Below are 25,360 nucleotides of genomic sequence, written 5' to 3' on the forward strand. Positions count from 1 at the left end.
GGGGGCGGCCCCGCCCCCCCCCCACTAATTTCCTCCCCCCCCCGCCCCCCCCCCCCCCCCCGCCCCCCCCCCCCCCCCCCCCCCGCGCGCCCCCCCCCCCCCCGGGGGGGCCCCCGGGGCCCCCCACCGGTCTGTGCCCATGTCCGCGGATCGGCCTCCGCGGGGTGGCTCCTCGGGTCAGCGCAGGTGGCCGGTGTCGTTCAGCAGCCTCAACGACGCGTTGCCGTCCGCGTAGTAGGCGACCGCCGAGAGGGAGGCAGCCGACAGTTCCATCCGGAACAGGGACTCCGGCGGGGCCCCCAGGGCCAGCCGGACCAGGGTCTTCACCGGGGTGACATGGGTGACCAGCAGCACCGTGCGGCCCGCGTGGCGGGCCAGGATCTTGTCGCGGGCCAGTGCCGTCCGGCGGGCCACCTGGGCGAAGCTCTCGCCGCCCGGCGGGGCCGCCTTCGCCGACCCCAGCCAGGCGTCGAGTTCCTCGGGGTAGCGCTCGCGCACCTCGGCGAAGCTCAGCCCCTCCCAGGCGCCGAAGTCGGTCTCCCGCAGCCCTTCGTCGATCCGGACGTCCAGCCCGAGGCGGGCGGCGACCGTCTCGGCCGTCTCCCGGCAGCGGCGCAGCGGTGAACTGACGACGGCCTGGATCGTGCCGCGCGCGGCGAGCGCCGCGGCGACCTGTTCGGCCTGGCGGCGGCCCGCGGGCGAGAGCTCGGGGTCGGAGCCGCCGCTGCCGGAGAAGCGCTTCTCCGGGGTGAGCGCGGTCTCGCCGTGCCGGAGCAGGACGAAGGTGGTGGGGGTGCCGAGGTCGGCCGCGGCGGCGTAGCCGAGCGGGGCGGGCGCGGGCTCGGCGAGCGGCTCGTCCTTCTCCGGCACGGCCGCGGCGGCCGTCGCGGTCCGCTCCCCCGCGGCGGAGCGGGACGGGCTGTCCAGGGCGGCCGTCGACCGGGACGGCTGCCACTGCTCACCCCGCTTGCCCGCGTCCATCGCCTCGTTGGCGAGCCGGTCCGCGTGCTTGTTCTGCTCGCGCGGAATCCACTCGTACGTGACCCGGCCGGACGGCAACACGGTCTTCGCCTCGGCCGCCAGCGGACGCATGTCCGGGTGCTTGATCTTCCAGCGGCCCGACATCTGCTCGACCACGAGCTTGGAGTCCATCCGGACGCGGACGGCGGCCTCCGGGTCCAGGGCGTGGGCGGCCCGCAGACCCGCGATCAGGCCGCGGTACTCGGCGACGTTGTTCGTCGCGGTGCCGATGTACTCCGCGGCCTCGGCCAGCGGCTCGCCCGTCTCGGCGTCGAGGACGACCGCGCCGTAGCCCGCGGGCCCCGGATTGCCCCGGGACCCGCCGTCCGCCTCGACGATGAAGCGTCGACTCACGGGGCCTACAGCCCCGACTCGCCGGTACGGACCAGGATGCGGCGGCAGTTCTCGCACCGCACGACCTCGTCCGGGGCCGCGGCCCGCACCTCGTTGAGCTCGGTGATGTTGAGCTCCAGCCGGCAGCCCTCGCAGCGCCGCTGGTAGAGCCGGGCCGCGCCGACGCCGCCCTGCTGCCCTCGCAGCTTCTCGTAGAGCTTCATCAGGTCGGCCGGAACGGAGGCGGCCACGACCTCGCGCTCCTTGGTGATGGTCGCCACCTCGTCGTCGAGCTCCTGGAGGGCGGCGTCCCGGCGGCCGACCGCGTCGGCGACCTTGGCCTGCACGGACTCCACCCGCTCGGTGAGCTCACCGGCCCGCTCCTGCGCGGACTCGCGGCGCTCCATGACCTCCAGGACGACGTCCTCCAGGTCGCCCTGGCGCTTGGCGAGGGAGGCGATCTCGTGCTGGAGGCTCTCCAGGTCCTTCGGGGAGGACACCGCTCCGGAGTCCAGCCGCTGCTGGTCGCGGGCGGCGCGCTGGCGCACCTGGTCCACGTCCTGCTCGGCCTTGGTCTGCTCGCGGGCGGTGTCGCTCTCCTCGGTCCGGGCGGCGACCAGCAGGTCGCGCAGCTGCGCGAGGTCGGCGTTCTGGGTCTCGATCTCCGCATGCTCCGGCAGGCTGCGGCGCTTGTGCGCGAGCTGCGACAGGCGGACGTCGAGGGACTGGACGTCGAGCAGTCGGATCTGATCGGCGGGCGCGGCGTTCAGCGTGGGGCTCCTGAGGTGTGGGTGGGGACATCCGTACGGGCGCCCGTGGGGCCCGGCGGTGCGGTGTCGGTGGCGTTCCCCGCGCCGGGGGCGGGGGAACGGCGGGCCGCCGCGTGGGCGGTCCAGGGGTCGGTGACCGTGCGGGAGACGTGCGTGCGCAGGTTCCAGCCGTGCCGGTCGGAGATCTCGTCGAGCTGGGCGGCGGCCTGCTGGGCCCAGGGCCACTCGGTGGCCCAGTGCGCGGCGTCCAGCAGCGCCAGCGGGCTGCGCTCCTGGGCCTCGGACGCCGGGTGGTGGCGCAGGTCGGCGGTGAGGTAGACGTCCACGCCCGCCTGCCGCACGTCGTCGAAGAGGCTGTCGCCGGAACCGCCGCAGACGGCGACGGTCCGCACCGTGCGGGCCGGGTCGCCGGCGACCCGGATGCCCTGGGCGGTGGCCGGGAGCCGCTCGGCGACGCGGGCGGCGAAGGCCTCCAGGGTCAGCGGCTCGTCGAGCTCGCAGACCCGGCCCAGGCCCCGGCGGCCGGCCGGGTCCGTGGCGTCCGGGACGAGCGGTCCGGTGATCCGCAGGTCGAGGGCGCCGGCCAGGGCGTCCGAGACGCCCGGGTCCGCGCGGTCGGCGTTGGTGTGTGCCACGTGCAGCGCCACGTCGTTCTTGATGAGCGTGTGGACGACGCGGCCCTTGAAGGTGGACGCGGCGACCGTCGTCGTGCCCCGCAGATAGAGCGGGTGGTGGGTGACGAGCAGGTCGGCGCCGAGCTCGACGGCCTCGTCGGCGACCCGCTGCACGGGGTCGACGGCGAAGAGCACCCGCGAGACCCCGGCGTCGGGGGATCCGCAGACGGTGCCGACGGCGTCCCACTGCTCCGCCCGCTCGGGGGGCCAGAGAGTGTCGAGCGCGGCGATGACTTCAGACAGTGCGGGCACGGGTCAGAGGTTACCTCTCACCGGTGTCCTCGGGTGCTGCCGCTGCCCCACCGGGGACCCCGCCCGGACCGTGCCGGGGACCGGCCGGGACCGCTCCGGTCCGGCACCGGGCCCGGCCGGCCGCTCCGGCGGCCGGCCGCCCCGCCGCGGGCCCGCCACCCGGCGGAAGCGCCGGAGCCCGGCACGGAGCGGCACACGGGGTCGCGGACGGCGCTACGGCGGAGGAGCGGGCGAGCGGCAGCGGGGACATTCGCGCGGTGTCACCAGGGCCGCACCCGCCCGCCACCGGGAGCACAAACCGGCCCGAAAACTCAGCGGAATCGGGCAAGCGACACCCTTATGTGTGAAGCGGGGGAAGGCGCACTGTTCGCCCGCAGCGGCCGAAACTAGTTTCGGGCGCCGGAGGTGACCCCTGATGACGGTCTGTGCCCCAGCGCCGGAGACCACCGCGGACAGCGGCACCGTGCGACCGACGCCGCTGACGATCTCCGCGGAGGGCTCGTACGGGGCGCGGCTGGCGGGGGGAGCGGAGACCGGGAACTGGTTCCCCGAGCGCTGGACGCTCGGCGGACCGGAGCCGTACGTCGTCCCGCTGCCCGGCAACCAGCCCGAGGAGCCGGACAGCGAGCTGCTGCCGCTCGCCGACGGCCGGGTGCTGATCCGCCGCCGCGTCGCGGACCGGTACGCGTTCTCGCTGCTCTACCCCACCGGCCCCGGCACCGGTGAACTGTCGCTCGGCGGGGTCGTCTGCGAGCGGCTCACCCTGCTGCCGCCGGTGCCCGGCGGAACGGCCGCCTACGCACTCGCACACGGCGAGCGCTCGACCGCGCTGTGGCGGGTGTACGACGGGCGCCCCCGCGACGCGAGCAGCGGCCCCGTCCGGCCGGAACACGTCGTCGAACTGCGCGGCCGTTGCTCGGGCGGCGCCTGGCTGGACCGCACCGGCCGGCTGCTCGCACTCGATCAGCAGCCGCCCGACGGCCGGGTGAAGACGGTCGCCGTGGATCTGGGCCGGGGCGGCGCGATCAGCCCGCTGCTCCAGATCACCGAGGAGAGCAACGACCGTCTGCTGCTGGCCGATCCGGACAGCGGGCTGCTGCTCGTGCGGTCCGACGCGCCGGGCCACGAACGGCTCGGCTGGGGCGTGCTCGGCAGCAGCCGCCCGGTGCGCTTCCCCGAGGCGCTGCGGCTGCCGGACGCGGCGGTGACCCCGTTCGCCGTCCAGCCGGGCCAGATGCTGATGCCGGAGCACTGCGCGGTGGCGCTGCGGATCGACGGCGCCGGCGGCAGCCGGGTCGGGGTGTGGCGGCCGTCCGGCCGGGAGCTGCGGCAGCTCACGCCCCCGGAGGGCTGGCTGGCGGGCGCGGGCCTGTGGACGCCGGACGGCGAGCTGCGGCTGCCGTACGCCACGGCCGAGGTGCCCTGCGGGCTGGCCCGGATGACCGCGGGAACGCGGGCGGCGGGGCCGGGGCCGGACCGGGCACCGGGCGAGAGCCGGGCCGAGGGTACGGCCCGGACACCGCAGGCGGGCCACGGGCCGGCACAGGGACCTGCGTGCGGGCCGGTGCAGGGGCCGGTGACGGCGGAGGCGGCACCCACGGAGGGGGCGGCTCCGGCAGCGGCAGCGGCAGCGGCAGCGATCACCGTGGCGGAGGCCGTTGCCGCCGTGCAGGCCGTGGAGACCGTGGCATCCGTTGCCGCCGTGGAGGCCGTCGCCGCGGCGGAGGCGGTGGTTGCCGCTGCGGAGTCCGCGCCGGCGTCCGGAGCGGAGCCGGAGCCGCCGTCCCAGGCCGGATCCGTACCGCTGCCGCTTCCCGTCCCGGAGCCGCGACACGCCGAAGGGGAAATCCGTGATCCGCGGGTGTCCCACCCGGCCGGACCGGGGAATTCCGCGGAACCGGAGGGGGGTTTCGCGGCCGGAACCGGGAGCATGCCGGAGCCGGAGGCGGTTCCGGCAGCGGACCACTCGCCCCCGGAACCGGAGCTGCCGGTCGCGATCGGTGCGAGCATCGCCGGGCTGGACACACGCCCCTGGACCGAGGGGAGTCACCAGGTTGTGGAGGCGTGGGGAACGGGCAGTCCACCGGGGATGACCGACCCCCGGCAGGGTAAGGATTCAGCCAGTCACCCTCCGTCCCGTCCGGTGCCTCTCCAGCAGGCTCCCATGGCTCGAACCAGGTAGCTGCACGATCATCAGCCTGGTTAGAATTCTCCGGGGGCTACGTAGCTGAACGGACCGGGCACCGACGGTTACTCACCGATGTTGTGCGGTTGGCCGATTGACGACTGTCGTCGGCCATTTCGGGACGGCGTACTGCACGCTGCTGCGGCCCTCGCGCACAGCACGAAGCGATTCGACGGGGTGACGTCACCAATGTCCGAAGCACGAACCAACACGAGCGAGGCGCGCCCTCAGGGAGCTGCCGCCGAGGGCGCTTCCAGCCGTGGGAAGCACCGGGGCCCGGCGGCGACCGAGGACGCACAGACGCCGGTCCACGGCCGCCACCGGCGGCCCGCACAGGAGCAGAATTCCTGAGGCTGTCGTAACCGGGATTGCCGGGCAGTCCGGGCGCCGTCCGTCGGCCCGGGGCTGCCTTTCGGCTTTTCCGGACCCGGAACGGACCTGTCGGACCCCGTGCGGCCGGCCGCACGCCCCGGCGGGGGACACCGTGCGCCGGGGCGCGGCCGGCCGTCCGGGAGCCGCCACGGGTGCGCCGGTCCGCAGCGCCGCCCGCCCCGCGCCCTGGGGCTACCCCCGCTTGAGGCCGAGGACCTCCGCCGCGGCGAAGGTCTCGCCCGGCGGGCGCTCCGCGAAGTACGGCGTCAGCAGGTCGTCGAGCTCCGCATGGCTGAAGGTCTCCTTCGCGGAGTCGAACTGCGCGGCCACGCGAGGCCGTTCGACGACCGCGACTATTCCGCCGTGCACCACGAACACCTGCCCGTTGACCCGCGCGGCGGCCGGCGAGGCGAGATAGCCGACGAGCGGGGCGACGTGTTCCGGGGCGAGCACGTCCAGCGCGCCGTCCTCCGGAACTCCGAAGCCGGCGAAGACGTCCTCGGTCATCCGGGTGCGGGCGCGCGGGCAGATGGCGTTGGCGGTGACCCCGTACTTGGCGAGCGCGGCGGCCGTGGACGTGGTCAGCCCGACGATTCCGCCCTTGGCGGCGGCGTAGTTGGGCTGGCCGGCCGAGCCGGCGAGGAACGCCTCCGAGGAGGTGTTGACGATCCGGCCGTGCACCGGGCCGCCCGTCGCCTTGGACCGTTCCCGCCAGTGCTCGGCGGCGAAGCGCGTGGTGTTGAAGTGGCCCTTCAGATGGACCCGGATCACCGCGTCCCACTCGTCCTCGGTCATCGAGAAGACCATCCGGTCGCGGAGGATGCCCGCGTTGTTGACCAGGATGTCGAGCGAGCCGTAGAGGCCGACGGCGAGGTCGACCATGGCCCGCGCCTGCTCGAACACCGACACGTCGCCGAGGTGGGCCACGGCCTGGCCGCCCGCGGCCCGGATCTCCGCGGCGACCTCCTCGGCGGGGGTGGCCGACGCCGCGCCCGAACCGTCCCGCCCCGGCTGCCCGTAGTCGTTGACGACGACGCGGGCACCGAGCCTGGCCAGTTCGAGGGCTTCCGCGCGGCCGAGGCCGCGACCGGCACCCGTGACGATCGCGGCCTTTCCGTCGAGGGGCAGTCCCTGCGATGGCATACGTGTCCTCTCAGAAGTCGTCGGGCGGTGTTCCGGAGCGCTCGGACGGCCGTGCGGCGCGCGGCTCGGACGGATGCGCGGGCGCTCTCGTGCGGTGGCACTCGGACGGTCGTCCGGAAACGCGCGGAGGCGCACGGCCCGGGCCCCGGGGTCCGGCCCGGCGGGGCCGTCCGCAGACCGGACCCGCTCGATCCGGCCCGTCGTCAGATCTCGATGCAGGTGCGCAGGGCCTCACCCGTACGCATCTGGTCCAGTGCGTCGTTGATGTCGGCGAGCCGGACCCGGTGGGTGATGAGCCCCTGGAGGTCGATGCGGCCGGCCCGCCAGAGGGCGATGGCCCGCTCGTAGGACCGGAGCACGTCCCCGCCGCCGTACATCGACGGCAGGATCCGCTTCTCGTCGAAGAACAGCTCGAACATGTTGACCTGGAGGTGGTCGTCCATGGCCCCGGCGCCGACGACGCAGAGGGTGCCGCCGCGGCGGGTGGTCTCGTACGCCGTCCGGGCGGTGGCGGACTTCCCGACGACCTCGAAGACGTAGTCGAAGCCCTCGTCCCCGGTGATCCGGGCCTTGGCGTCGGCCAGTTCCTCGGGGGCGACGGCCTCGGTGGCGCCGAAGCGCAGGGCCGCCTCGCGCCGCGGGACGACGGGGTCGACCGCGACGATCTGCGCCGCGCCGGCCGCCCGTGCGCCCTGGATGGTGCTGATGCCCACCCCGCCGCAGCCGATGACGGCGACGGACGAACCGGCCTCCACGCGGGCGGTGTTGAGCGCGGCTCCGAGGCCGGTGGTGACGCCGCAGCCGATGAGCGCCGCGATGTCGTACGGCACGTCGTCCGGGATGGGGACCGCGCACCCGGCGCCGACCACGACCTCCTCGGCGAAGGTGCCCGTTCCGGCGAAGCCGAAGACGTCCTCGGGGCTGCCGCCGGCCCGCTTGAAGTTCGGGGTCCCGGCGTTGAGGAACCCGGTGAGACAGAGGTGCCCCTGGCCGCGCCGGCACGAGGGACAACTGCCGCAGGAGGGCAGCCAGCAGACGAGGACCCGGTCGCCCTGGCTCAGCCCGGTCACGCCGTCGCCGACGTCGATGACCTCGCCCGCGCCCTCGTGACCGGGGACGAAGGGGGCGGGCTGCGGCAGCACGCCGTTCATCGCGGAGACGTCCGAGTGGCACAGCCCGGTGGCCCGGATCCGGAGTCTCACCTTCCCGGGGCCGAAGCCGACCGCCTCGATCCCGTCGACGACTTCGAGCTTGTCCTGCCCGATCTCCTGCTGGACGGCTGCGCGCACGGTGGGCTCCCTTCACGGGCGGCGGAGGCGACGGCAAGGCCGCCTCCACCCGGTGCCGGACGAGTGATGGCCGGAGCGGATGAGCGTGGAACGGCGTGCGGGGTGGCGGGACTCCGTCAGGAGTGCTCCACCACGGTGTCCGCGAGGACCGGCGCGTCGTCCCGCTCGACGGCGGTCACCGTGGCCTGGATACGGCCCGTCTCCTGCCACATCCGGATGCGCAGGGTCTCCCCCGGGAACACGACGCCGGCGAAGCGCGTGGCGTAGGCGCGGACCCGGCTGACGTCGCCGCCGAGCGCGGTGTCCACCACGGCCTTGAGGGTCATGCCGTACGAGCAGAGGCCGTGCAGGATCGGCCGGTCGTAGCCGGCGAGCTTCGCGAACTCGGGGTCGGCGTGCAACGGGTTCCAGTCGCCGGAAAGCCGGTAGAGCAGCGCCTGGTCCTCGCGGATCGGGCGCTCGACGGTCCGGTCCGGCTCCCGGCCGGGGAGTTCGAGACGGCCGGAGGGGCCCCGTTCACCGCCGAAGCCGCCTTCGCCCCGGACGAAGATCTGGGTGTCGCTGGTCCACAGCGTTCCGTCGTCGTCGGCCGCGGCGGACCGCAGCACGATGACCGCCGCCTTCCCCTTGTCGTACACCGCGGCGATCCGGGAGGTCTGAACGGCCGTGCCGCGCACGGGGATCGGCCGGTGCAGTTCGATGCGCTGGCCACCGTGCAGGACGGAGGCGAGGTCGACGTCGATCCCGGGCGAGGACAGTCCCCCGGCGGCCGCCAGGGCCCCGCCCGCGACGGTGGCGAAGCTGGGCAGGACGTGCAGCCTGCTCTCCAGCGTGTAGCGGAGTTCGTCCGGGGCGGTGGCGGGGATCCCCGCGCCCACACCGAGGTGGTAGAGCTGGATGTCCTTGTGGTCCCAGGCGAGATCCGTCCGGCGGGGCTCGGCCGAGAGGGCCTGTCCGACGTCGATGGGCATCGGGTCTGCTCCTTCGCCACAGGTGGGTGTGGGGGACCCCGGCACGGCCGTCCGCACCGTCGGTCGCACCGGGGTCGTCCGAAGTCGGCCCGAACAGCGCGTCCGGCCCGGAGCAGGCCTAGAACGCGTTCTAGCCGATGGGCCCCATGTATAACGCAGCACCCGACACTTGGGAAGACCGCTGACACCGGGCCGGAAACGCTCGCACACACGACGGATGTCCGGGTGACACACGGGATCAACCCCGAGCGAAAGTCCGCACCACTCGGCCGCCCTGACACCGGCACCACAGAACGCCGTTCGGCACCGGAACCGGAGAGTCCGAAGACTCAGGCCGCCAACACGCCACCGGGGGAGAGCCGCCGATGTACGGGAGGGGGACGGGGCCGGAGGGGTGGGGGGTTCCGGAAGCTGCCGTGTATTTGTGGCCCGCCAGGGCCGTAAATATACGTTCCGGAACCCCCCACCCCGCAGGCCCCGGCCCCCGGCACCACACCGCACCCAGCGCCCCGAACCCGCACCCGGGCACGGCACCCGGCACCCCGAACGGCACCCCGTGCACAGAGCCGCACCCGGGACGGCACCGGCACCCGGCACCCGGCACCCGGCACCCGGCACCCGGCACCCGGCACCCGGCACCCGGCACCCACAACAGCCTCCCCCCGCCCCCCTCAGGTCCGCAGATAAGACGCCCCATTGACATCGAGAACCGTCCCCGAAGCCCACTGCGCCTGCGGCGAGGCGAGCCACAGCACCGCGTCCGCGACCTCGCCGGGCCGGGCGACCCGCCCGAACGGGCTCTGCACGCGGATCTCCTCGCCCTCCGGCCCGGTGAGCCGGTGGGCGACCCGCTCGGTCTCCACGAAGCCGGGCGCGACCGAGGCCACCGCGATGCCGTACGGGGCCAGGGCCACGGCCAGGGACTGGCCGAGCGCGTGCACCGCGGCCTTCGTCGCCCCGTACGCCGGATGATCGGGCTCGCCCCGGAACGCGCCGCGCGAGCCGATGTTGACGATCCGCCCGCCCGTCCGCTGGGCGATCATCCGCTGGGCGGCGAGATGGCTGGCGTTCGCCGTGCCCACCACGTTGACGGCCGTGTGCCGCTGCCACGCGGCGGACCACTCGGCGTAGAGCGTGGCGGCCGGCGGGTGCGGGGCCATGATGGCCGCGTTGTTCACCAGCACGTCGATGCCGCCCAGCGCCCGGGCCGCCGCGTCGACCAGTGCCTCGGTCTCCTCCGGGTCCGACAAGTCGCCGCCGACCAGGGCGTGTCCCGAGCCCGGCAGACCGGCGAGGGTCGCCTCGGCCTCCTCGCGGCTGGTCCCGTAGTGGACGGCGACCTGGTCCCCGTTGGCGGCGAACGCGTGGGCCACCGCGCGGCCGACGCCCCGGGCCGCCCCGGTGACCAGGACGCGCCGCCCGCGGCCCGGGAAGTCGGGGATCACCGGGGCGGGCTCCGGCTCGGGCACCGCCAGGTCCGGCTCCGGGAGGGGCGGGCCGGACACGGGCCGCGGGACGGCTTCCGACGCCGTTCCCGTCGGGGCCTGCGGTGCCGCCTCCGGTGCGCTTCCCGGCACGGATGGGGTCATGGTGCTTCCCTCCTGCGATCCTGCGATCCTGCGATCAGTTCGGGCCGGTTCAGCGTAGGAGCCCGGCGGCCCGCCCCGGGCTCGCGCAACGCCTACCCACCCGGCTCCCACCGCAGGCGATCGGGCAGCATGGGCGGTCACAGCCGTACGACCAGGAGGACCTCCATGAGCTCGGGCCCCAAGCCGGAGATACTCGCCGCGTTCGAGGCGGCCAAGGGCTTCATGCCGGTGGACGAGGGCCTGGCCCTGTACGAGGCGGCCACCGAGGCCGCCGTCCGCGGTCTCCCGCTGCTGGAGGTCGGCACCTACTGCGGCCGCTCGACCCTGCTGCTGGCCGACGCCGCGCGCGAGGGCGGCACGGTCGCCGTCACCGTCGACCACCACCGCGGCTCCGAGGAGCAGCAGCCCGGCTGGGAGTACCACGACACGGACGTGGTGGACCCGGAGGTCGGCCGGATGGACACCCTGCCCACGTTCCGGCGCACCCTGTTCCACGCCGGGCTGGAGGACCACGTCATCGCGGTGGTCGGCCGGTCCCCGCAGGTCGCAGCGCTCTGGGGGATGCCGCTCGGGCTGGTCTTCATCGACGGCGGCCACACCGACGAGCACGCCACGGCCGACTACGAGGGGTGGGCCCCGCACGTCGCCCCGGACGGCCTGCTGGTCATCCACGACGTGTTCGCGGACCCGGCCGACGGCGGTCAGGCGCCGTACCGGATCTACCGGCGGGCCCTGGAGTCCGGGGGCTTCAGCGAGGTCTCCCGGGCGGGTTCCCTGCATGTCCTGCGGCGCACCGGGACGGGTGTCTGAACGGTCCGCCGGGGGAGGCAGGCGTCCGAGCGGTCCACGGACGGAGACAGGCGGGCCGCCCCCAGCAGCCCCCTCTCACACAAAGCGGACCAAACGCAGAATTCCCGCCATAGCGAGCCACTCCAGACGAACCGAGCACCGCAAGGACCCGGCACCGCCCCGACCGAGGGCAGGTTCCACGCGGGCGGGAGGGGCGTCCGGAAGATGCCCTAGCATCACGGGAGTGTCCAACGGCAGCCCTCCCCCGCCCCCGCGCAGCCCCGGCGGCACCGCGCTCATCGTTCTGTCCGTATTCGTCCCGACCTGCTTCGCCGGCTGGCTGGGCTGGCAGGCGATCGGCGGGCCGGGCGACGGCCGGGCGAAGGAGGCCGTGTCCCGGCCGTCCGCGGCGGCCCGGGCCGACGGCCGCACACCGCAGGGCGGCGAGGAGAAGCCGTCGCGGCAGGCACCCTCGGCCGACGCCTCCCGGCCCGGCCCCGGCAAGAGCCACGGCGGGAAGGACACCGGCAGCGGTGACGGCGCGGGGCAGCGAGGCGACTCCCCCGCCCCCGACGGTCCCCTGGCGGGCAAGGTCGTGGTGATCGACCCCGGCCACAACCTCCACAACCGCGATCACACCGGCGAGATCGCCAAGTCGGTGGACATCGGCACGCACCGCAAGGAGTGCGACACCACCGGCGCCGCCACCAACTCCGGTTACAGCGAGGCGGCGTTCACGCTCGATGTCTCGCGGCGCATCCGGACCCTGCTCGCGGACCGCGGCGCGACGGTGAAGATGACCCAGGACAACGACCGGCCGTACGGCCCCTGCGTCGACGAGCGCGCACGGATCGGCAACAAGGCGGGGGCCGACGCCGTCATCTCGGTCCACGCCGACGGATCGGTGACCGGCAACCGCGGCTTCCATGTCATCCTCCCGGCGTCCGTCCGGGGCGGTGACGCCGACACCTCAAACATCGTCGAGCCCTCCCGCGACCTCGGCGAGCGGATCGCCGGCATGTTCGTCCGCGCGACCGGCAGCCGCCCGTCCAACTACATCGGCGGGGGTACGGGCCTGGACGTCCGGTCCGACCTCGGCGGGCTCAACCTGTCAACGGTGCCGAAGGTGTTCATCGAGTGCGGCAACATGCGCGACCCCGACGACGCGGCCGATCTGACGAGTTCGAAATGGCGGCAGAACGCGGCCCGGGGCATCGCAAACGGTATCGAGGATTTCCTGAAGAAGTAGGAATCATCGACTCAACAGGGAATTGGCGGGGAAGAGGGGAAATCACCGACGTGTGTGACGTGGCGGACACCCCGCGCAACTCCCCGCTACATTCATCCGTACGATGGGGCCCACCCCCGCGCCGCACGCCCACGCGTACCGGCGACAGCGACACCGACGAGACCGAATAAGGATTAACACGTGAACATCCGCTCCCTCACTCGAGGCGACGGCGTGGTGATCGGAGCAGCGGTGTTGCTGTTCATCGCCTCGTTCCTCGACTTCTACTCCTGCGACACCGAGTTCTGCAGCACGAACGCGTGGGACTCGGATCTGTTCCCGGTACTCCCCTCGCTCTACCTGGCCGGCATCATCGCCGCCGGCCTGATCGTCGGCGCCCGTTTCCTGCCCGCCGGGCGCAAGATCGCCGGCCTGGGGCTGGACCAGTGGGGCCTGGCGCTCGCGGTGTTCGCCGCCTGGACCGGGCTGTGGACGCTCATGGGCGGGCTGCCCGCGGACAACGGCGTCGGCCAGATCCTCGGAGTGATCGCCGCTGTCGCCCTCGCCGCGGGTGCCGTGCTCAACACCCGCATCCCGGCGCTCCAGGCCGCGCTGATGGGCGCGCCCCGGCCGCAGGCGCCCTCTCCGTACGGTGCGGCGCCGGCGCAGGGCTACGGCTACCCGGGCCAGCAGACCGCCCCGTCCCCGTACGGTGCGCAGGCCGGCCAGCCCACCGCACAGCAGTCCTACGGCGGTCAGCAGCAGGCGGCGCAGCCCGGCCCGGCGGCCGGTGCGCAGGGCGGCCAGGCCGCGGCCGGCGGCGAGTTCGCCCCGTTCTGGTTCGCGGTGCCGGTCACCCGCCCGCTCTACGCCGAGGACGGCTCGCCGACGCCGATCGCCGAACTGGCGCCCGGCACCTGGTACCTGGCGGTCGACCAGCGGGGAGCGGCGCTCATCGCGCAGACGCAGGACGGCCGGCGCGGCGTCCTGCAGGACACGACCGGCATCCAGCGCGGCTGAACCGGCCACGGCCCGACGCCCGCACGGCCCCTCGCCCCTTCCGGGCGGGGGGCCGTCGGCGTGTCCGGCCCCGGCGCCGGCCTCCGCCCCGCCACCCCGAAGCCTCGCCGCCCCCGAAGCCTCGCGGTCCCGCACCGGCCCGCGGCACGATGGGCGGTCCCCGTGCGGCCGCGGCCGGTTGGCGAGGGGCCGTTGCCTGTGCGTCGGGGCCCCCGTAGAGTCGGCACGTCGGCGACAATCTGACGTGACGTCAGTTCTCGCACCTCACAGGGGGCACACGGGGAGGGGTACGGCATGCGACTCGGCCTCGCGCTCGGCTACTGGGGACGCGGACCCGACCCCGGCCACGTCGAACTCGCCGTCCAGGCCGAGCGGCTCGGCTACGACTCGGTGTGGACCGCGGAGGCCTGGGGATCCGACGCCTTCACCGCTCTGACCTGGATCGCCGCCCACACCTCGCGCATCCGGCTGGGCACCGCCGTCGCGCAGATGTCCGCCCGCACCCCCACCGCCACCGCGATGCACGCGCTGACCCTGGACCATCTCTCGGGCGGGCGGATGATGCTGGGGCTGGGCCTGTCCGGCCCGCAGGTGGTCGAGGGCTGGTACGGGCGGCCGTTCCCGACGAGCCCGCTGACCGCGACCCGCGAGTACGTGGACGTCATACGCCAAGTGCTGCGCCGCGAGGGCCCGGTGGAGCTGGACGGCCGCTTCCACTCCCACCCCTACGGCGGCGCCGGCGCCACCGGCCTCGGCAAGCCGCTGAAGCCGATCACGCATCCGCTCCGCCCCGACCTGCCGGTGCTCCTCGGCGCCGAGGGCCCGAAGAACATCGCCCAGACCGCCCGGATCGCCGACGGCTGGCTGCCGCTGTACTGGTCGCCGCTGCGCACCGAGGTCTACGAGGCGTCGCTCGCGGACGCGCCCGAGGGCTTCATGGTGGCGCCGATGGTCCGCGCCCAGGTCTGCGACGACGTGGCCGAAGGGCTGCTGCCCGTCAAGGCGATGCTCGGCTTCTACATCGGCGGGATGGGGCACGCGGCCCGCAACTTCCACGCCGACCTGATGGCGCGGATGGGCTTCGAGGAGGAGGCGCGCCGCATCCAGCGGCTCTTCCTCGAAGGCCGCAGAGCGGAGGCGGTGGAGGCGGTGCCGGACGCGTTCGCGGACGAGATATCGCTGGTCGGGCCGCCGGAGCGGATCGCCGAGCGGCTCGAACTCTGGCGCAAGGGGCGGGTGACGGACCTGCTGGTCACCGCGCCCGACCCGATGACGCTCCAGGTGCTGGCCGAGCTGAACACCTGACCGTCGCCGCGGCGAGCCGGCACGGGCCGCCGGGCCGCGCGCCGGGCGGGCGGTGACCGACCGCGGGTGCCGGACGGGGTCCATGGTCTGCACCCCGGACCGGCGAAAGGTGCGGGGCCGGCCACGGCGGCACGGGGCACCCCGGCCCCGACGGACCACGCCCGTCAACTCGCGCCGCGGGTTTCCCCCGAAAGGAAGCGGCAACACGAGTTCCATGTCCAGACGCCACAGCTCAGGAAGCAACACCGCTGCCACGATCCTGGCCGCCATCGCGGACATCGCCGCCGTGATCCTCGGCCTGTGGATCGTCATGTACTGGCTCGACGCGAACCGGGCCAACGACCTGGTCGACTTCGTCCAGGGTGCCGCCCGCTGGCTCGCCGGCTGGTCCCACGACCTGTTCACCGTGGACCCCGACTGGCTGCGCGTGCTGCTGAACTACGGTCTTCCGGCCGTGGTGTACCTCTTCATCGGGCACGCGGTCGCCGGCCGGCTGCGCCGCGCCTGAACAGCCCGCCCGGAGCCGGACTCCGGCGCCGGCCCCGCCGGCTCGTCACCCGTCTCCCCCGGCGCGTTCCGTCCCCGGCCGGTCCGCTCCTCGTCCCCCGTGACCGGCCGAGCCCGTCAACCGTTGCCGACCGGCTCCGCCGTCACCCGCGTCGCCGCAAGGGGTCCTGGCCCGGTGCCCGCCCGGGTCGCGCGGGCACCGGGCCAGGACCCCTGAGCCGTGCTCAGCAGCAGTCCGGTTCGAGGCCGGACGGCAGCCGTTCGCCGCCGAAGACCGCCGTCGTCGCCTCGTCCCCGCCGAGCGCGGCGACGGCGAGCAGCAGCGACCCCGCGGTCCAGGAGGTGAGCTCCTCCGGCCACACCGCGTCGTCCTCGAAGACGTAGCCCGTCCAGTACATCCCGTTGTCGGACCGCAGGTGCTGGATCCACTGGAGGATCTGCACCGCGCGGTCCGACTCGCCCATCGCCCAGAGCGCGAGGGCGAGTTCGGAGCTCTCGCCGCCGGTGACCCAGGGCCGGTCGGAGACGCAGCGCACCCCGAGGCCGGGGACGACGAAGCGGTCCCACTCGGCCTCGATGCGCTCCTTGGCCTGCGGCCCGGTGACGGCGCCGCCGAGCACCGGGTAGTACCAGTCCATGGAGAACCGGTTCTTGTCGAGGAACCGCTCCGGGTGCCGGCGGATGGCGTGGCCGAGCCAGCCCGCCGCGAGCTCCCAGTCGGGCTGCGCGTCCCCGCGCTGCTCGGCGATGGCCAGGGCGCAGCGCAGCGCCTGGTGGATGGAGGCGGAGCCGGTCAGCAGGGCGTCCGCCACGGGCGTCCCGTCGTCCTCCCGCTTCCAGCCGATCTGTCCGCCGGGCTGCTGCAGCGCGAGGACGAACTCGACGGCGGCGTAGACGGTGGGCCACATCCGGTCGAGGAAGGTGTCGTCGCCGGTGGAGAGGTAGTGGTGCCAGACGCCGACGGCCACGTAGGCGACGAAGTTGGTCTCGCGCCCGCGGTCGGCGGGGTCGTCGGCGGCCACGCCGTCGGTGCGGTCGGGGTACGCCGCGTACCAGGAGCCGTCGGCGTTCTGGTGGTCGGCGAGCCAGCGGTAGGCGTCCGCGGCGCGGTCGTGTTCGCCGGCGGCGTCCAGCGCCATGGCGGCCTCGACGTGGTCCCACGGGTCGAGGTGGTGCCCGCGGAACCAGGGGATGGCGCCGTCGGCGCGCTGGACGGCGAGGATGCCCGCCACGGTCTGTGCGGCCTGTCCTGCGGTCAGCACTCCCGGCAGGACGAGGCGTTCGGTGCGGCCGGGGCTCGTCACGCCTGCGCCTCCGGTCCGTCGCCGAGGACGCCCTCGGGGGTGTGCGGCTTGGTCGCGTACGCCACGAAGCTCTTGCCGATCAGCGGGTTCAGGGCGCGCTCGGCGACCCGGGTGGCCAGCGGCTTCTTCATGATGTCCCAGACCAGCAGCTGGTGGTACGCCTTGACCGGCAGGGCCTTGTCGTTGTCCACGCCGAAGGCGCACTTGAGCCACCAGTAGGGCGAGTGCAGGCCGTGCGCGTGGTGGGTGCCGTACGGGCGGAGTCCGGCCTCGCGCATCTTCCGCAGCAGTTCGTCGGCGCGGTAGATGCGGATGTGCCCGCCCTCGACCTCGTGGTACGCGTCGGAGAGGGCCCAGCAGATCTTCTCCGGGCCGTAGCGCGGCACGGTCACGGCGATCCGGCCGCCCGGCTTGAGGACCCGGACCATTTCGGCGAGCACGCCCTTGTCATCGGGTATGTGCTCCATGACCTCGGAGATGATCACGACGTCGAAGCTGTCGTCGGGGAAGGGCAGCGCGAGCGCGTCGCCCTCCATCGCGGTGGCCTCCGCGCCCGCGGGGGCCTCCCCGGCCTCCTTCATGGCGGCGAACCAGGTGGCGACCTCGCGGATCTCCTCGGCGTTGCGGTCGAGGGCGACGACCTTCGCGCCCCGCCGGTAGCACTCGAAGGCGTGCCGCCCGGCACCGCAGCCCAGATCGAGCACGCGGTCGCCTGCGGCGAGCGGGAAGCGGGTGAAGTCGACGGTCAGCACAGGCGTCTGCTTTCGTCCGGCGGGTCGTTGCTGGGTGGGGACGTCGGGCCCCGGGGGTCGGGCTCAGACGGCGGGTGCGGTCCGGGCCTGTCGCGCGATGGCTTCGCGGTAGCGTTCGGCGGTGCCGCGCGCGGCCTGCTCCCAGGTGAAGCGGCTCAGGACGCGCTCGCGGCCCGCGGCGCCGAGTCTGCGCCGCAGCTCGTCGTCGTCCAGGACGCGGCCGAGGGCGACGGCCAGGGCTCCGGCGTCACCGGGCGGCACGGCCAGGCAGGTCTCGCCGTCGGGTCCGGCGACCTCGGGAATGGCGCCGCCGGTGGTGGCGACGAGCGCGGTGCCGGTGGCCATGGCCTCGGCGGCGGGCAGCGAGAAGCCTTCGTAGAGCGAGGGCACGCAGGCGACCTGGGCGCCGCGGACCAGATCCGCCAGCTCCTCGTCGGTGATGCCCTTGACGAACTCCACGGCGCCGGTGAGGCCGTACCGCTCGATGGCGGCGGCGACCGGTCCGTCCTCGGCGCGCTTGCCGACGACGACCAGATGGGCCCGGGGGTTCTCGGTACGGAGCTTGGCCAGCGCCTCGATCAGGTGGATCAGCCCCTTGAGGGGGACGTCGGCGCTGGAGGTGGTGACGATCCGGCCGGGTATCTCGGGCACGGCCGGGTCGGGCGAGAAGAGGGCGGTGTCCGCGCCGACATGCACCACGTGGATGCGGTCCTCGCGCACGCCGAGGTGGTCCACGATCTCCTGCCGCGAGGAGCCGGAGACGGTGAGGACGGACGGCAGGCGGCGGGCGACGCGCTTCTGCATCCGGGTGAAGCCGTACCAGCGGCGGACCGACAGCCGGCCCTTCCAGCCGGTGGCGGCGTCGAGGTCGAGCCGCCGGTCGACGGTGATCGGGTGGTGGATCGTGGTGACCAGCGGGGCGCCCAGCCGGCCGGCGTCGAGCAGTCCGTAGCCGAGGGTCTGGTTGTCGTGGATGACGTCGAAGGAGCCGCGGCGGGCCGCGAGGTGGCGGCGGGCGCGCAGGCTGAAGGTGAGCGGCTCCGGGAAGCCGCCGGTCCACATGGTCGCCACCTCGAGGGCGTCGATCCAGTCCCGGTACTCGCCGCGCCCGGGGGTGCGGAACGGGTCGGGCTGCCGGTAGAGGTCCAGGCTGGGCAGCTCGGTGAGGGTGACGCCATCGTCGACGACCGGGTACGGCTGGGCACCGATCACCTCGACGGTGTGCCCCAGCCGGGCCAGCTCGCGGGAGAGGTGGCGGACGTACACGCCCTGCCCCCCGCAGAACGGGTTCCCCTTGTACGTCAGCAGCGCGATCCGCAACGGGCGGTCGCCGTCGGCCGCGGACACCCCGCCAAGGGGGCGACGCGCGGCTGCCTGCACGGCCTCAGCGGTCACTCTCGGCCCCCTTCTGACTGCAGTTCTGCCGGAGCGTAACCGCTCGCGCTAATCTAGAACAAGTTACAGACTTGATCGTTCAAGGAGCATCGAATCTACCGGCAGGTAGCGGACCCGGAAGGGCTCGATCAGGTGATTCGCGCCACGGCGCGACCCCTGCCATGCTGTCCGGATCCTGCCGACGGGCCCCCGAGCCCCAGGCCAGAGGGGTCCCGGGCGGACCCGGGCCCTCCGCAGCCTTCGACGGAATCCACGGATGCCACGGAAACGGAATGGGACACATGACCACCGAACCCAAGCCGTCCTCCCCGCCCCTGACGGAGCGTCAGGAAGCTCGCCGCCGTCGGATTCTGCACGCGAGCGCCCAGCTGGCCGGCCGCGGCGGCTTCGAGGCCGTGCAGATGCGTGAGGTCGCGGAGCTCTCCAGCGTCGCCCTGGGCACGCTCTACCGCTACTTCCCCTCCAAGATCCATCTGCTGGTCGCGACCATGCAGGACCAGCTCCAGCAGCTCCAGGAGACGCTGCGGAAGCGTCCGCCGACCGAGGACGAGCCGGCGGCCCGGGTCGCCCAGACCCTGATGCGGGCGTTCCGCGCCATGCAGCGGGAACCGCACCTCGCGGAGGCCATGGTGCGGGCCCTGACCTTCGCCGACCGCTCGGTCAGCGCCGAGGTCGACACCGTCTCCCGGCTGACCACCGCGATCATTCTCGACGCCATGGGGCTGGAGGAAGCGCCCACCCCCGAGCAGTTGTCGGTGGTCCGCGTCATCGAGCACACCTGGCACTCGGCGCTGATCACCTGGCTGTCGGGGCGGGCCTCGATCGCCCAGGTCAAGGTGGACATCGAGACGGTGTGCGGGCTGATCGGTCCGGTGGGGCGGTAGTTCCGGGGCGGGGTGGTCGGGATCGGCCGGGGGGCGGGGCGGCGGGTCGCCGGGGCCGCGGTCGGCCGGGGTTCGCGCCGGTGCGGGGGTGTGGCGGTGCGGGGGTGTGGCTCGGCGGTGCCCGGGGGTGACGGTCTGGGTGTTCGGTGACCCGGGTGTCTGGTGACCCGGGTGTCCGGTGGTCCGGGTGCGGCGGCTCGGGTGCGAGGTGGCTTGCGGTCGTGGGGAGCCGTCGGTCCTCTTTCTGTCGGGCGTCGGGAGCAGCGGCGGCCCGGCCCGGAACCCGGCTCGCCCGGAGCGCAGCAGCTCACCCGTGGGGGCGTGCACTGCTCCGTCGCGCGCCGGGCGCACAGGGAAGCAGACGTGCGCCCCTGCGCCCCCTCATGGCCGGTTCTCGCCTCCAGGACGGGGCATCCGGATGTATGAAATTGCGACGACAGCGCGGGGAGCGCTGCGTCGACTAGGTGAAGGGGGAGATGTGATCCGTGTACTCCTGGTGCACGACACGAGCCTTCTGCGGTCCGCGCTCGTGGCTCTGCTGCGGAAGGAAGGCGATCTCGATGTCGCGTCCGCCCCGTGGGAGACCGCGCCGGGGATGGCGCGGTCTCTGCAGCCTCACGTCTGCATCGTGGATGTCGACTGCCCGGGTTCGCGCACCCTGAGCGCCGCCGCGGAGCTCGCCCGGCGCATGACCGGGACGGGCGCCGCCCTCCTGGTGCTGGCGACCGTGGCGAGACCCGGGCTGCTCCGGCGGGCCTTCGAGGCGCGCGCCCTGGGCTACGTCAACAAGGACGCCGGGCCGCAGCGATTACTGGAGGGCATACGGAAGGTCGCGGCGGGCGAGCGCTTCGTGGACGAGTCGCTCGCCTTCGGCTTTCTGCAGGCCGCCGAAATGCCGCTGACGCCGCGCGAGTTGAGTGTGCTGTCGCTGGCGGCGGAGGGCGCGACGGTCGCCGAGATAGCGCGCGGACTGCACCTGTCCAACGGCACGGTGCGCAACTACATGTCCGCCATCACGCGCAAGACCGGGGCGCGGAATCGGGTCGACGCGATACGGATATCCCGGGGGGAGGGGTGGGTGTAGCGGGGTGAGGCGCGGCTGGTTCGGCTGTGCGGTGCGGGGGCGCGATCTTGGGGGCGCACGCCCGCGTATGAGGCCGGGGCGGGTCGGGCTGGGGCGGGTTCACCCGGGTCGGGTTGAGCCCGGTCGGGGTCGGGGCCGGTCGGGGCCGGTCGACGGGGACTTCTCTCAGAGCTGCCGACGCATCTGAGGGGTTGCCGTTCGGGGGTTCCGGTGCCGTGCGGATGCCGGTGCGGGTGCCGGTGCGGGTGCCGGTGCCCGTGCGGGTGCCGGTGCCGTCCCGGTGCGGGTTCGGAGCGCTGGGTGCGGTGTGGTGCCGGGGGCCGGGGCCTGCGGGGGGGGGGGTTCCGGAACGTATATTTACGGCCCTGGCGGGCCACAAATACACGGCAGCTTCCGGAACCCCCCACCCCTCCGGCCCCGTCCCCCTCCCGTCCATCGGCGGCTCTCCCCCGGTGGCGCGTTGGCGGTCCGAGCGCTGTGCGCGATTCGGGAGTGGCGGCCCCTCCGGCCGTCCCGTCAGCGGATTTCCCCCGGTGGCGTGTTGGCGGTCCGAGCGCTGTGCGCGATTCGGGAGTGGCGGCCCCACCGGCCATCTCGTCAGCGGATTTCCCTCGGGAGGCGGGTTGGCGGTCCGAGCGCTGTGCGCGGTTCGGGAGTGGCGGCCCCACCGGCCATCTCGTCAGCGGATTTCCCCCGGTGGCGCGTTGGCGGTCCGAGCGCTGTGCGCGAGTTCGGGTGGCGCCTGTCCCCTCCCGTTCGCCTCTTTCTCGGGAGCGGGTTGGTGCGCTCTCCGTGGTTCACCGTGCCGGGGTGTCGGTGTGCCAGTGGCCCGTCAGGTCGCGGTAGAGGTCCGAGCGTTCCAGTAGTTCGTGGTGGGGGGCGCAGGTGGCTCGGGTGCCGTCGAGGATCAGGACCCGGTCCGCGCGGTGGGCCGAGCTGATGCGGTGGGCGATCACGATCAGGGTGCCGGGGCGGTCGGCGAAGGCCTGTTCGGCGCGGGCCTCGGCGGCCGGGTCCAGGTGGCAGGTCGCCTCGTCCAGCAGGACCAGGGGGGCCGGGGAGAGGTGGGCCCGGGCCAGGGCCACCAGTTGGCGTTCTCCCTGGGAGAGGGCGGCGGGGTCGACGAGGGCGTCCGGGCCGCCGAGCCGGTGCCAGAGGCCGTCCAGGCCGACGGCGTGGGCCGACGCTTCGAGTGCGTGGGGATCCGCGCCGTCCGGGCAGAGGTAGAGGAGGTTGTCCCGGAGGGTGCCGGTGAAGACGTAGGCCTGTTGCGGGATCAGGACCCGGAGGCGGGCCAGTTGGTGGTGACGCAGCGGTTTTCCCTGGATGTGGATGTCGCCCGCGTCGGGCTCCAGCAGGCCGGCGATCAGGGTGGTGAGGGTGGACTTGCCGATACCGCTGGGGCCGACGACCGCCAGGTGTTCGCCCGGCTCGATCACCAGGTCGAGGTCGCGGAGGACGGGCTGTGCCCCCGGGCCGTACGCGAAGGTGACGGAGCGGAGTTCGACCCGTGGGGGTGCGGGGTCGACGGCGGCCGGTGGCGCGGTGGGGGGTGCGGGGCGGGGCTTGGTGGCGGTGAGGTGGTCCAGGATGACCAGGAGGCGGGTGCCCGAAGCGCCCAGGGCGGTCATCAGGGTGTGCAGGGCGGGCAGCAGTGCCTGGGTCAGGTAGGTGAGGGCGCCGAGCAGCGCGCCCGCGGTGAGGCCCTTGTCGAGCAGCCAGGGGGTGGCGGCCAGCAGGAGGACCACGGGGAGCTGGCCGGCGACGGCGAGGGCCAGGGAGCGGGCGGCGGCCCAGCGGGCCAGGGCGTGGGCCGCCCGGGTCTGGGCCGCGATGAGGTGCTCCGCCTCGGCGGCCGTACGGTCCTGGGCGCCGCAGGCCACGATGTCCCGCAGGCCGGTCGACACCGCTCCGAAGCGTTCGGCCAGGGCCTCGTCGGCGCGCAGGAACTCGCGCTGGCGGGCGGCCATCGGGTGCAGGGTGGCGGCGAACAGCAGCAGTCCGAGGGCCAGCGGGGGCAGGACGACCAGCAGGAGCTGCGGGGCGAGCGAGGCGAGGCCGAGCAGGGCTCCGGCGGCGGTGAAGACGAAGGAGCGGGCGACCAGGACGAGTCCGGCGAAGCTGTCCCGCGCCGTCTCGGTCTGCTGGGTGAGGCGGGACACGGCGCCGCTTCCGGCGCGGGCCGCGGGTGCCGCGACGGCCTCGGCGAGGGAGTCGGAGACGATCCGCCGCACCAGCCCGTCGCGCAGGGGCTCGACGAGTCCGGCCAGGCCGCGGAAGACGCCCCGGGTGGCCAGGCCTCCGGCGAGGACGGCCGCCGCGGCGAGCGCGAGCCAGGCGAGGCCGGCTCCGGTGCGCCCGGCCAGGAAGCCGTCGTCCAGGGCCTTGGCGGCGCCGTAGCCGCCGAGGAAGGTGTGGGCGGACTCCAGGACCGACCAGCCGGCCAGCCGCAGGAGGACCTGCTTCCGCCGGCCGAGGAAGCGGCGGGCGCGGGGAGCGAGGCGGCGCAGCGGGCGCTCCCGGCGGTGGCGGGTCACCGGGGCTCCCCCGGTCCGGTGGCGAACACCGCGCGGTAGTCCGGGTGTTCCCATAGCACGGCGTGCGGACCGACCGCTCGTACCCGGCCGTCCTCCAGCCAGGCCACCAGGTCCGCACGGGCCGCCGAGGAGGCGCGGTGGGCGATCAAGAGGCGCGTGCCGGAGCGCACGTCCCGGGTGAGCGCCCCGCTCACCTCCCGTTCGGTGACGCTGTCGAGGCTGGAGGTGGCGTCGTCGAGGACCAGCAGCCGGCCGGCGTGCGCGAACGCCCGGGCCAGGCCGAGGCGTTGCAGTTCGCCCCCGGAGAGCGGCGCGTCGGCGAGGGCGGTGCGGTAGCCGTCCGGGAGGCGCCGGACGAAGGTGTCGGCGCTGGCGGCGCGGGCCGCGGCGACGACGTCCGGCTCGGGCGGCTCGTACGGGCCGAAGGCGATGGCCTCGCCCACCGTGCCGCCGAACAGCTCGGGCCGTTCGAAGGCGTAGCCGACCTCCCGGCGCAGCGCTCCCGGCTGGGCCTCGGTCAGCGGCACGCCGTCCAGCAGCACCTGGCCGCTGTCCGGGTCGGCCAGCCGGCCGGCGAGCGCGGCCAGGACGGACTTGCCCGCGCCGGAGCGGCCCACCACGGCCAGCGTCGTGCCGCCCGGGACGACCAGGTCGACGCCGCTCAGGACCGGTGTGCCGCCGCGGCTCGCGGTGACGGCCCGCAGTTCGAGGCGGCCGGGCCCGTCCGGGGGCAGGGGGCGGGTGCCGGCGGGCACCGGGGGCACCGCGAGGAGTTCGGTGGTGCGCCGGGCGGCGGCGCGGCTGCGGACCAGGGAGCTCAGCTGTCCGACGACGGCCCCGGCGCCGGCGGCGATCGCGGCGTAGCGGGAGGCGGCGAGCAGTTCGCCGACGGTCACGGCCCCGGCGGCGAGCCGGATCCCGCCCGCGGCGAGGACCGCGGTCTGGAGCAGCGGCACCAGGATGCCGCCCTGGACGACGGCCCGCCCGTACACCTGCCACATGCGCCGCCCCTGGACGCCGAGTTCGGGCAGCGGGGCGAGGACGCGGGCGCGTTCCCGGGCCTCGGTGCCGGCGGCGGCGACGGTGCGGGCGCCGCTCAGGGCCTCGACCAGGCGGGCGGCGATGTCGCCCTGGACGCGCTGGTAGCGCTCCACGCTGTCCGACGTGCCGCGGGTGAAGGCCCGCAGCATGAGGGCGAGGAGCGGGACGCCGGCGAGGAACACGGCGGCCAGCCAGAGGTCGAGGAAGGCCAGGGCGACCAGGCCGCCGACCGGGGTGAGCAGCGAGGCGAGGCCGGTGGCGGCGGTCGCGGGTGCGGTGGCGGCCTCGGTGGCGTTCCCGGTCAGCCGGGTCACCAGGTCGCCGGGGGTGAAGCGGGCCGCCCGGTACGGCCCGACGGACAGCAGGTGGGTCAGGCCGAGCCCGCGCAGCCAGGCGGCGCAGCGGGCGTTGGTGGTGCCGGTGAGCAGGGCGACCAGGGCGTCCGCCAGCACTTCCGCCGCGATGAGCGCGGCGCACAGCGCGAGCCACGCGCCGTGGCCCCGGCCGCCGTCGAGCACCAGGTCGAGGGTGTGTCCGAGGGCCGCGGGCAGGGCGATGGTGGCGGCGGCCGACACGGTGCTGAGGAGCGCGAGGGCCGCGGTGCGGCCGGCGGTGAGCCGGGCGGCGGTGAGCAGGAGTCCCGTGGATCCGGCCCGGTGTCCGTCGGCCGCGCGGTCGCCGGGCGGGGTTCCGGGGTGCGGTCCGGACGGGGCTTCGGGTGCGGTCGGCGGGGCGGCGGGGGACGTCGGTGCCATACGCGGTGGGTCCTCGGTCGTGTGGCCCGGGCCGGCGCCGGGCGGGTCCACGTCCCGAGCGGGTGCCGGGTGCCCGGCCCGTGGGAACAGCCGGGCGGTGACGCGCGGTTGTCCTGGCGCGTACCGCGCGGGACGATGAACGGTGCAGTCCTCATCTCTCC

The 25,360-nt window shown here is 74.6% G+C and carries 20 protein-coding genes; 8 read left to right on the top strand and 12 right to left on the bottom strand.

The window, feature by feature from the left end:
- Nucleotides 1-177 precede the first annotated feature (177 nt).
- From ACFYYR_RS00795 to ACFYYR_RS00805, 3 genes are read right to left on the bottom strand one after another with little or no spacing between them, the layout of a single operon-like run.
- Nucleotides 178-1,374: a bifunctional RNase H/acid phosphatase gene (locus ACFYYR_RS00795; RefSeq protein ID WP_388845233.1), complete on the bottom strand. Its 1,197-nt coding sequence runs from the start codon at nucleotides 1,372-1,374 to the stop codon at nucleotides 178-180.
- A gap of 5 nt (nucleotides 1,375-1,379) precedes the next feature.
- Nucleotides 1,380-2,123: a zinc ribbon domain-containing protein gene (locus ACFYYR_RS00800; RefSeq protein ID WP_388846399.1), complete on the bottom strand. Its 744-nt coding sequence runs from the start codon at nucleotides 2,121-2,123 to the stop codon at nucleotides 1,380-1,382.
- Nucleotides 2,120-3,049 carry a Nif3-like dinuclear metal center hexameric protein gene (locus tag ACFYYR_RS00805; protein WP_388845236.1) on the bottom strand — a complete coding sequence of 310 codons (930 nt, stop codon included), beginning with the start codon at nucleotides 3,047-3,049 and terminating at the stop codon, nucleotides 2,120-2,122. Before ACFYYR_RS00805 ends, ACFYYR_RS00800 begins: the two co-directional genes overlap by 4 nt.
- A gap of 415 nt (nucleotides 3,050-3,464) precedes the next feature.
- Between ACFYYR_RS00805 and ACFYYR_RS00810 the strand changes: the two genes are divergently transcribed.
- Nucleotides 3,465-5,231 (top strand): hypothetical protein, encoded by a 1,767-nt coding sequence (locus tag ACFYYR_RS00810; protein WP_388845239.1) that lies wholly within the window; start codon nucleotides 3,465-3,467, stop codon nucleotides 5,229-5,231.
- 567 nt (nucleotides 5,232-5,798) lie between these two features.
- On the opposite strand, the gene ACFYYR_RS00815 is transcribed toward ACFYYR_RS00810, so the two are convergent.
- The 4 genes from ACFYYR_RS00815 to ACFYYR_RS00830 all read right to left on the bottom strand — a co-directional run bounded on the left by ACFYYR_RS00815 (nucleotide 5,799) and on the right by ACFYYR_RS00830 (nucleotide 10,598).
- Entirely contained in the window at nucleotides 5,799-6,749 is a 951-nt protein-coding gene (locus tag ACFYYR_RS00815) for a 3-oxoacyl-ACP reductase (protein WP_388845241.1), read from the bottom strand.
- A gap of 203 nt (nucleotides 6,750-6,952) precedes the next feature.
- Nucleotides 6,953-8,038 carry an alcohol dehydrogenase catalytic domain-containing protein gene (locus tag ACFYYR_RS00820; protein WP_388845244.1) on the bottom strand — a complete coding sequence of 362 codons (1,086 nt, stop codon included), beginning with the start codon at nucleotides 8,036-8,038 and terminating at the stop codon, nucleotides 6,953-6,955.
- Between the two features lie 116 nt (nucleotides 8,039-8,154).
- Complete coding sequence (locus ACFYYR_RS00825) at nucleotides 8,155-9,009, bottom strand: MaoC/PaaZ C-terminal domain-containing protein (RefSeq protein ID WP_388845246.1); 855 nt, start codon at nucleotides 9,007-9,009, stop codon at nucleotides 8,155-8,157.
- Between the two features lie 671 nt (nucleotides 9,010-9,680).
- Entirely contained in the window at nucleotides 9,681-10,598 is a 918-nt protein-coding gene (locus ACFYYR_RS00830) for an SDR family NAD(P)-dependent oxidoreductase (RefSeq protein WP_388845249.1), read from the bottom strand.
- Between the two features lie 165 nt (nucleotides 10,599-10,763).
- Between ACFYYR_RS00830 and ACFYYR_RS00835 the strand changes: the two genes are divergently transcribed.
- The 5 genes from ACFYYR_RS00835 (at nucleotide 10,764) to ACFYYR_RS00855 (ending at nucleotide 15,448) form a co-directional block, all read left to right on the top strand.
- Nucleotides 10,764-11,408: a class I SAM-dependent methyltransferase gene (locus ACFYYR_RS00835; RefSeq protein WP_388845252.1), complete on the top strand. Its 645-nt coding sequence runs from the start codon at nucleotides 10,764-10,766 to the stop codon at nucleotides 11,406-11,408.
- A 223-nt stretch (nucleotides 11,409-11,631) separates the two neighbouring features.
- On the top strand, nucleotides 11,632-12,636 hold the full coding sequence (locus ACFYYR_RS00840; RefSeq protein WP_388845254.1) for an N-acetylmuramoyl-L-alanine amidase: 1,005 nt from the start codon (nucleotides 11,632-11,634) through the stop codon (nucleotides 12,634-12,636).
- Nucleotides 12,637-12,816: 180 nt separating this feature from the next.
- Nucleotides 12,817-13,635 (top strand): hypothetical protein, encoded by an 819-nt coding sequence (locus ACFYYR_RS00845; protein ID WP_388845257.1) that lies wholly within the window; start codon nucleotides 12,817-12,819, stop codon nucleotides 13,633-13,635.
- A gap of 294 nt (nucleotides 13,636-13,929) precedes the next feature.
- Nucleotides 13,930-14,940 (top strand): LLM class F420-dependent oxidoreductase, encoded by a 1,011-nt coding sequence (locus ACFYYR_RS00850; RefSeq protein WP_388845260.1) that lies wholly within the window; start codon nucleotides 13,930-13,932, stop codon nucleotides 14,938-14,940.
- Nucleotides 14,941-15,154: 214 nt separating this feature from the next.
- On the top strand, nucleotides 15,155-15,448 hold the full coding sequence (locus ACFYYR_RS00855; RefSeq protein ID WP_388845263.1) for a hypothetical protein: 294 nt from the start codon (nucleotides 15,155-15,157) through the stop codon (nucleotides 15,446-15,448).
- A 223-nt stretch (nucleotides 15,449-15,671) separates the two neighbouring features.
- Here ACFYYR_RS00855 and ACFYYR_RS00860 read toward each other — a convergent pair whose 3' ends face one another.
- The 3 genes from ACFYYR_RS00860 to ACFYYR_RS00870 form a co-directional block, all read right to left on the bottom strand.
- Entirely contained in the window at nucleotides 15,672-16,751 is a 1,080-nt protein-coding gene (locus ACFYYR_RS00860; RefSeq protein ID WP_388845266.1) for a prenyltransferase/squalene oxidase repeat-containing protein, read from the bottom strand.
- Nucleotides 16,748-17,503 carry a methyltransferase domain-containing protein gene (locus ACFYYR_RS00865; protein WP_388845269.1) on the bottom strand — a complete coding sequence of 252 codons (756 nt, stop codon included), beginning with the start codon at nucleotides 17,501-17,503 and terminating at the stop codon, nucleotides 16,748-16,750. The genes ACFYYR_RS00860 and ACFYYR_RS00865 overlap by 4 nt, the downstream gene beginning before the upstream one ends.
- A 63-nt stretch (nucleotides 17,504-17,566) precedes the next feature.
- A complete protein-coding gene (locus ACFYYR_RS00870) occupies nucleotides 17,567-18,898 on the bottom strand; it encodes a glycosyltransferase family 4 protein (RefSeq protein ID WP_388845272.1) in 1,332 nt (443 codons plus the stop codon).
- Nucleotides 18,899-19,179: 281 nt separating this feature from the next.
- Here ACFYYR_RS00870 and ACFYYR_RS00875 point away from each other — a divergent pair, with 281 nt between their 5' ends.
- The gene (locus ACFYYR_RS00875) at nucleotides 19,180-19,782 is read left to right on the top strand and encodes a TetR family transcriptional regulator (protein WP_388845274.1); all 603 of its coding nucleotides are present in this window, start codon (nucleotides 19,180-19,182) and stop codon (nucleotides 19,780-19,782) included.
- Nucleotides 19,783-20,260: 478 nt separating this feature from the next.
- A complete protein-coding gene (locus ACFYYR_RS00880; protein ID WP_388845276.1) occupies nucleotides 20,261-20,866 on the top strand; it encodes a LuxR C-terminal-related transcriptional regulator in 606 nt (201 codons plus the stop codon).
- A 797-nt stretch (nucleotides 20,867-21,663) separates the two neighbouring features.
- On the opposite strand, the gene ACFYYR_RS00885 is transcribed toward ACFYYR_RS00880, so the two are convergent.
- Nucleotides 21,664-23,457, bottom strand: a complete 1,794-nt coding sequence (locus tag ACFYYR_RS00885; protein ID WP_388845279.1) for an ATP-binding cassette domain-containing protein — start codon at nucleotides 23,455-23,457, stop codon at nucleotides 21,664-21,666.
- Nucleotides 23,400-25,199 (bottom strand): ABC transporter ATP-binding protein, encoded by a 1,800-nt coding sequence (locus tag ACFYYR_RS00890; RefSeq protein ID WP_388845282.1) that lies wholly within the window; start codon nucleotides 25,197-25,199, stop codon nucleotides 23,400-23,402. Before ACFYYR_RS00890 ends, ACFYYR_RS00885 begins: the two co-directional genes overlap by 58 nt.
- Nucleotides 25,200-25,360: the final 161 nt, after the last annotated feature.

The sequence above is a fragment of the Streptomyces sp. NPDC001922 genome (genome assembly GCF_042891165.1).
Classification (GTDB): domain Bacteria; phylum Actinomycetota; class Actinomycetes; order Streptomycetales; family Streptomycetaceae; genus Streptomyces.

Coding starts and splice junctions, on each gene's coding strand:
- ACFYYR_RS00850 (WP_388845260.1), top strand. CDS start 13,930: ATGCGACTCGGCCTCGCGCTCGGCTACTGGGGACGCGGACCCGACCCC.
- ACFYYR_RS00875 (WP_388845274.1), top strand. CDS start 19,180: ATGACCACCGAACCCAAGCCGTCCTCCCCGCCCCTGACGGAGCGTCAG.
- ACFYYR_RS00855 (WP_388845263.1), top strand. CDS start 15,155: ATGTCCAGACGCCACAGCTCAGGAAGCAACACCGCTGCCACGATCCTG.
- ACFYYR_RS00835 (WP_388845252.1), top strand. CDS start 10,764: ATGAGCTCGGGCCCCAAGCCGGAGATACTCGCCGCGTTCGAGGCGGCC.
- ACFYYR_RS00885 (WP_388845279.1), bottom strand. CDS start 23,457: ATGGGAACACCCGGACTACCGCGCGGTGTTCGCCACCGGACCGGGGGA.
- ACFYYR_RS00825 (WP_388845246.1), bottom strand. CDS start 9,009: ATGCCCATCGACGTCGGACAGGCCCTCTCGGCCGAGCCCCGCCGGACG.
- ACFYYR_RS00810 (WP_388845239.1), top strand. CDS start 3,465: ATGACGGTCTGTGCCCCAGCGCCGGAGACCACCGCGGACAGCGGCACC.
- ACFYYR_RS00830 (WP_388845249.1), bottom strand. CDS start 10,598: ATGACCCCATCCGTGCCGGGAAGCGCACCGGAGGCGGCACCGCAGGCC.
- ACFYYR_RS00815 (WP_388845241.1), bottom strand. CDS start 6,749: ATGCCATCGCAGGGACTGCCCCTCGACGGAAAGGCCGCGATCGTCACG.
- ACFYYR_RS00890 (WP_388845282.1), bottom strand. CDS start 25,199: ATGGCACCGACGTCCCCCGCCGCCCCGCCGACCGCACCCGAAGCCCCG.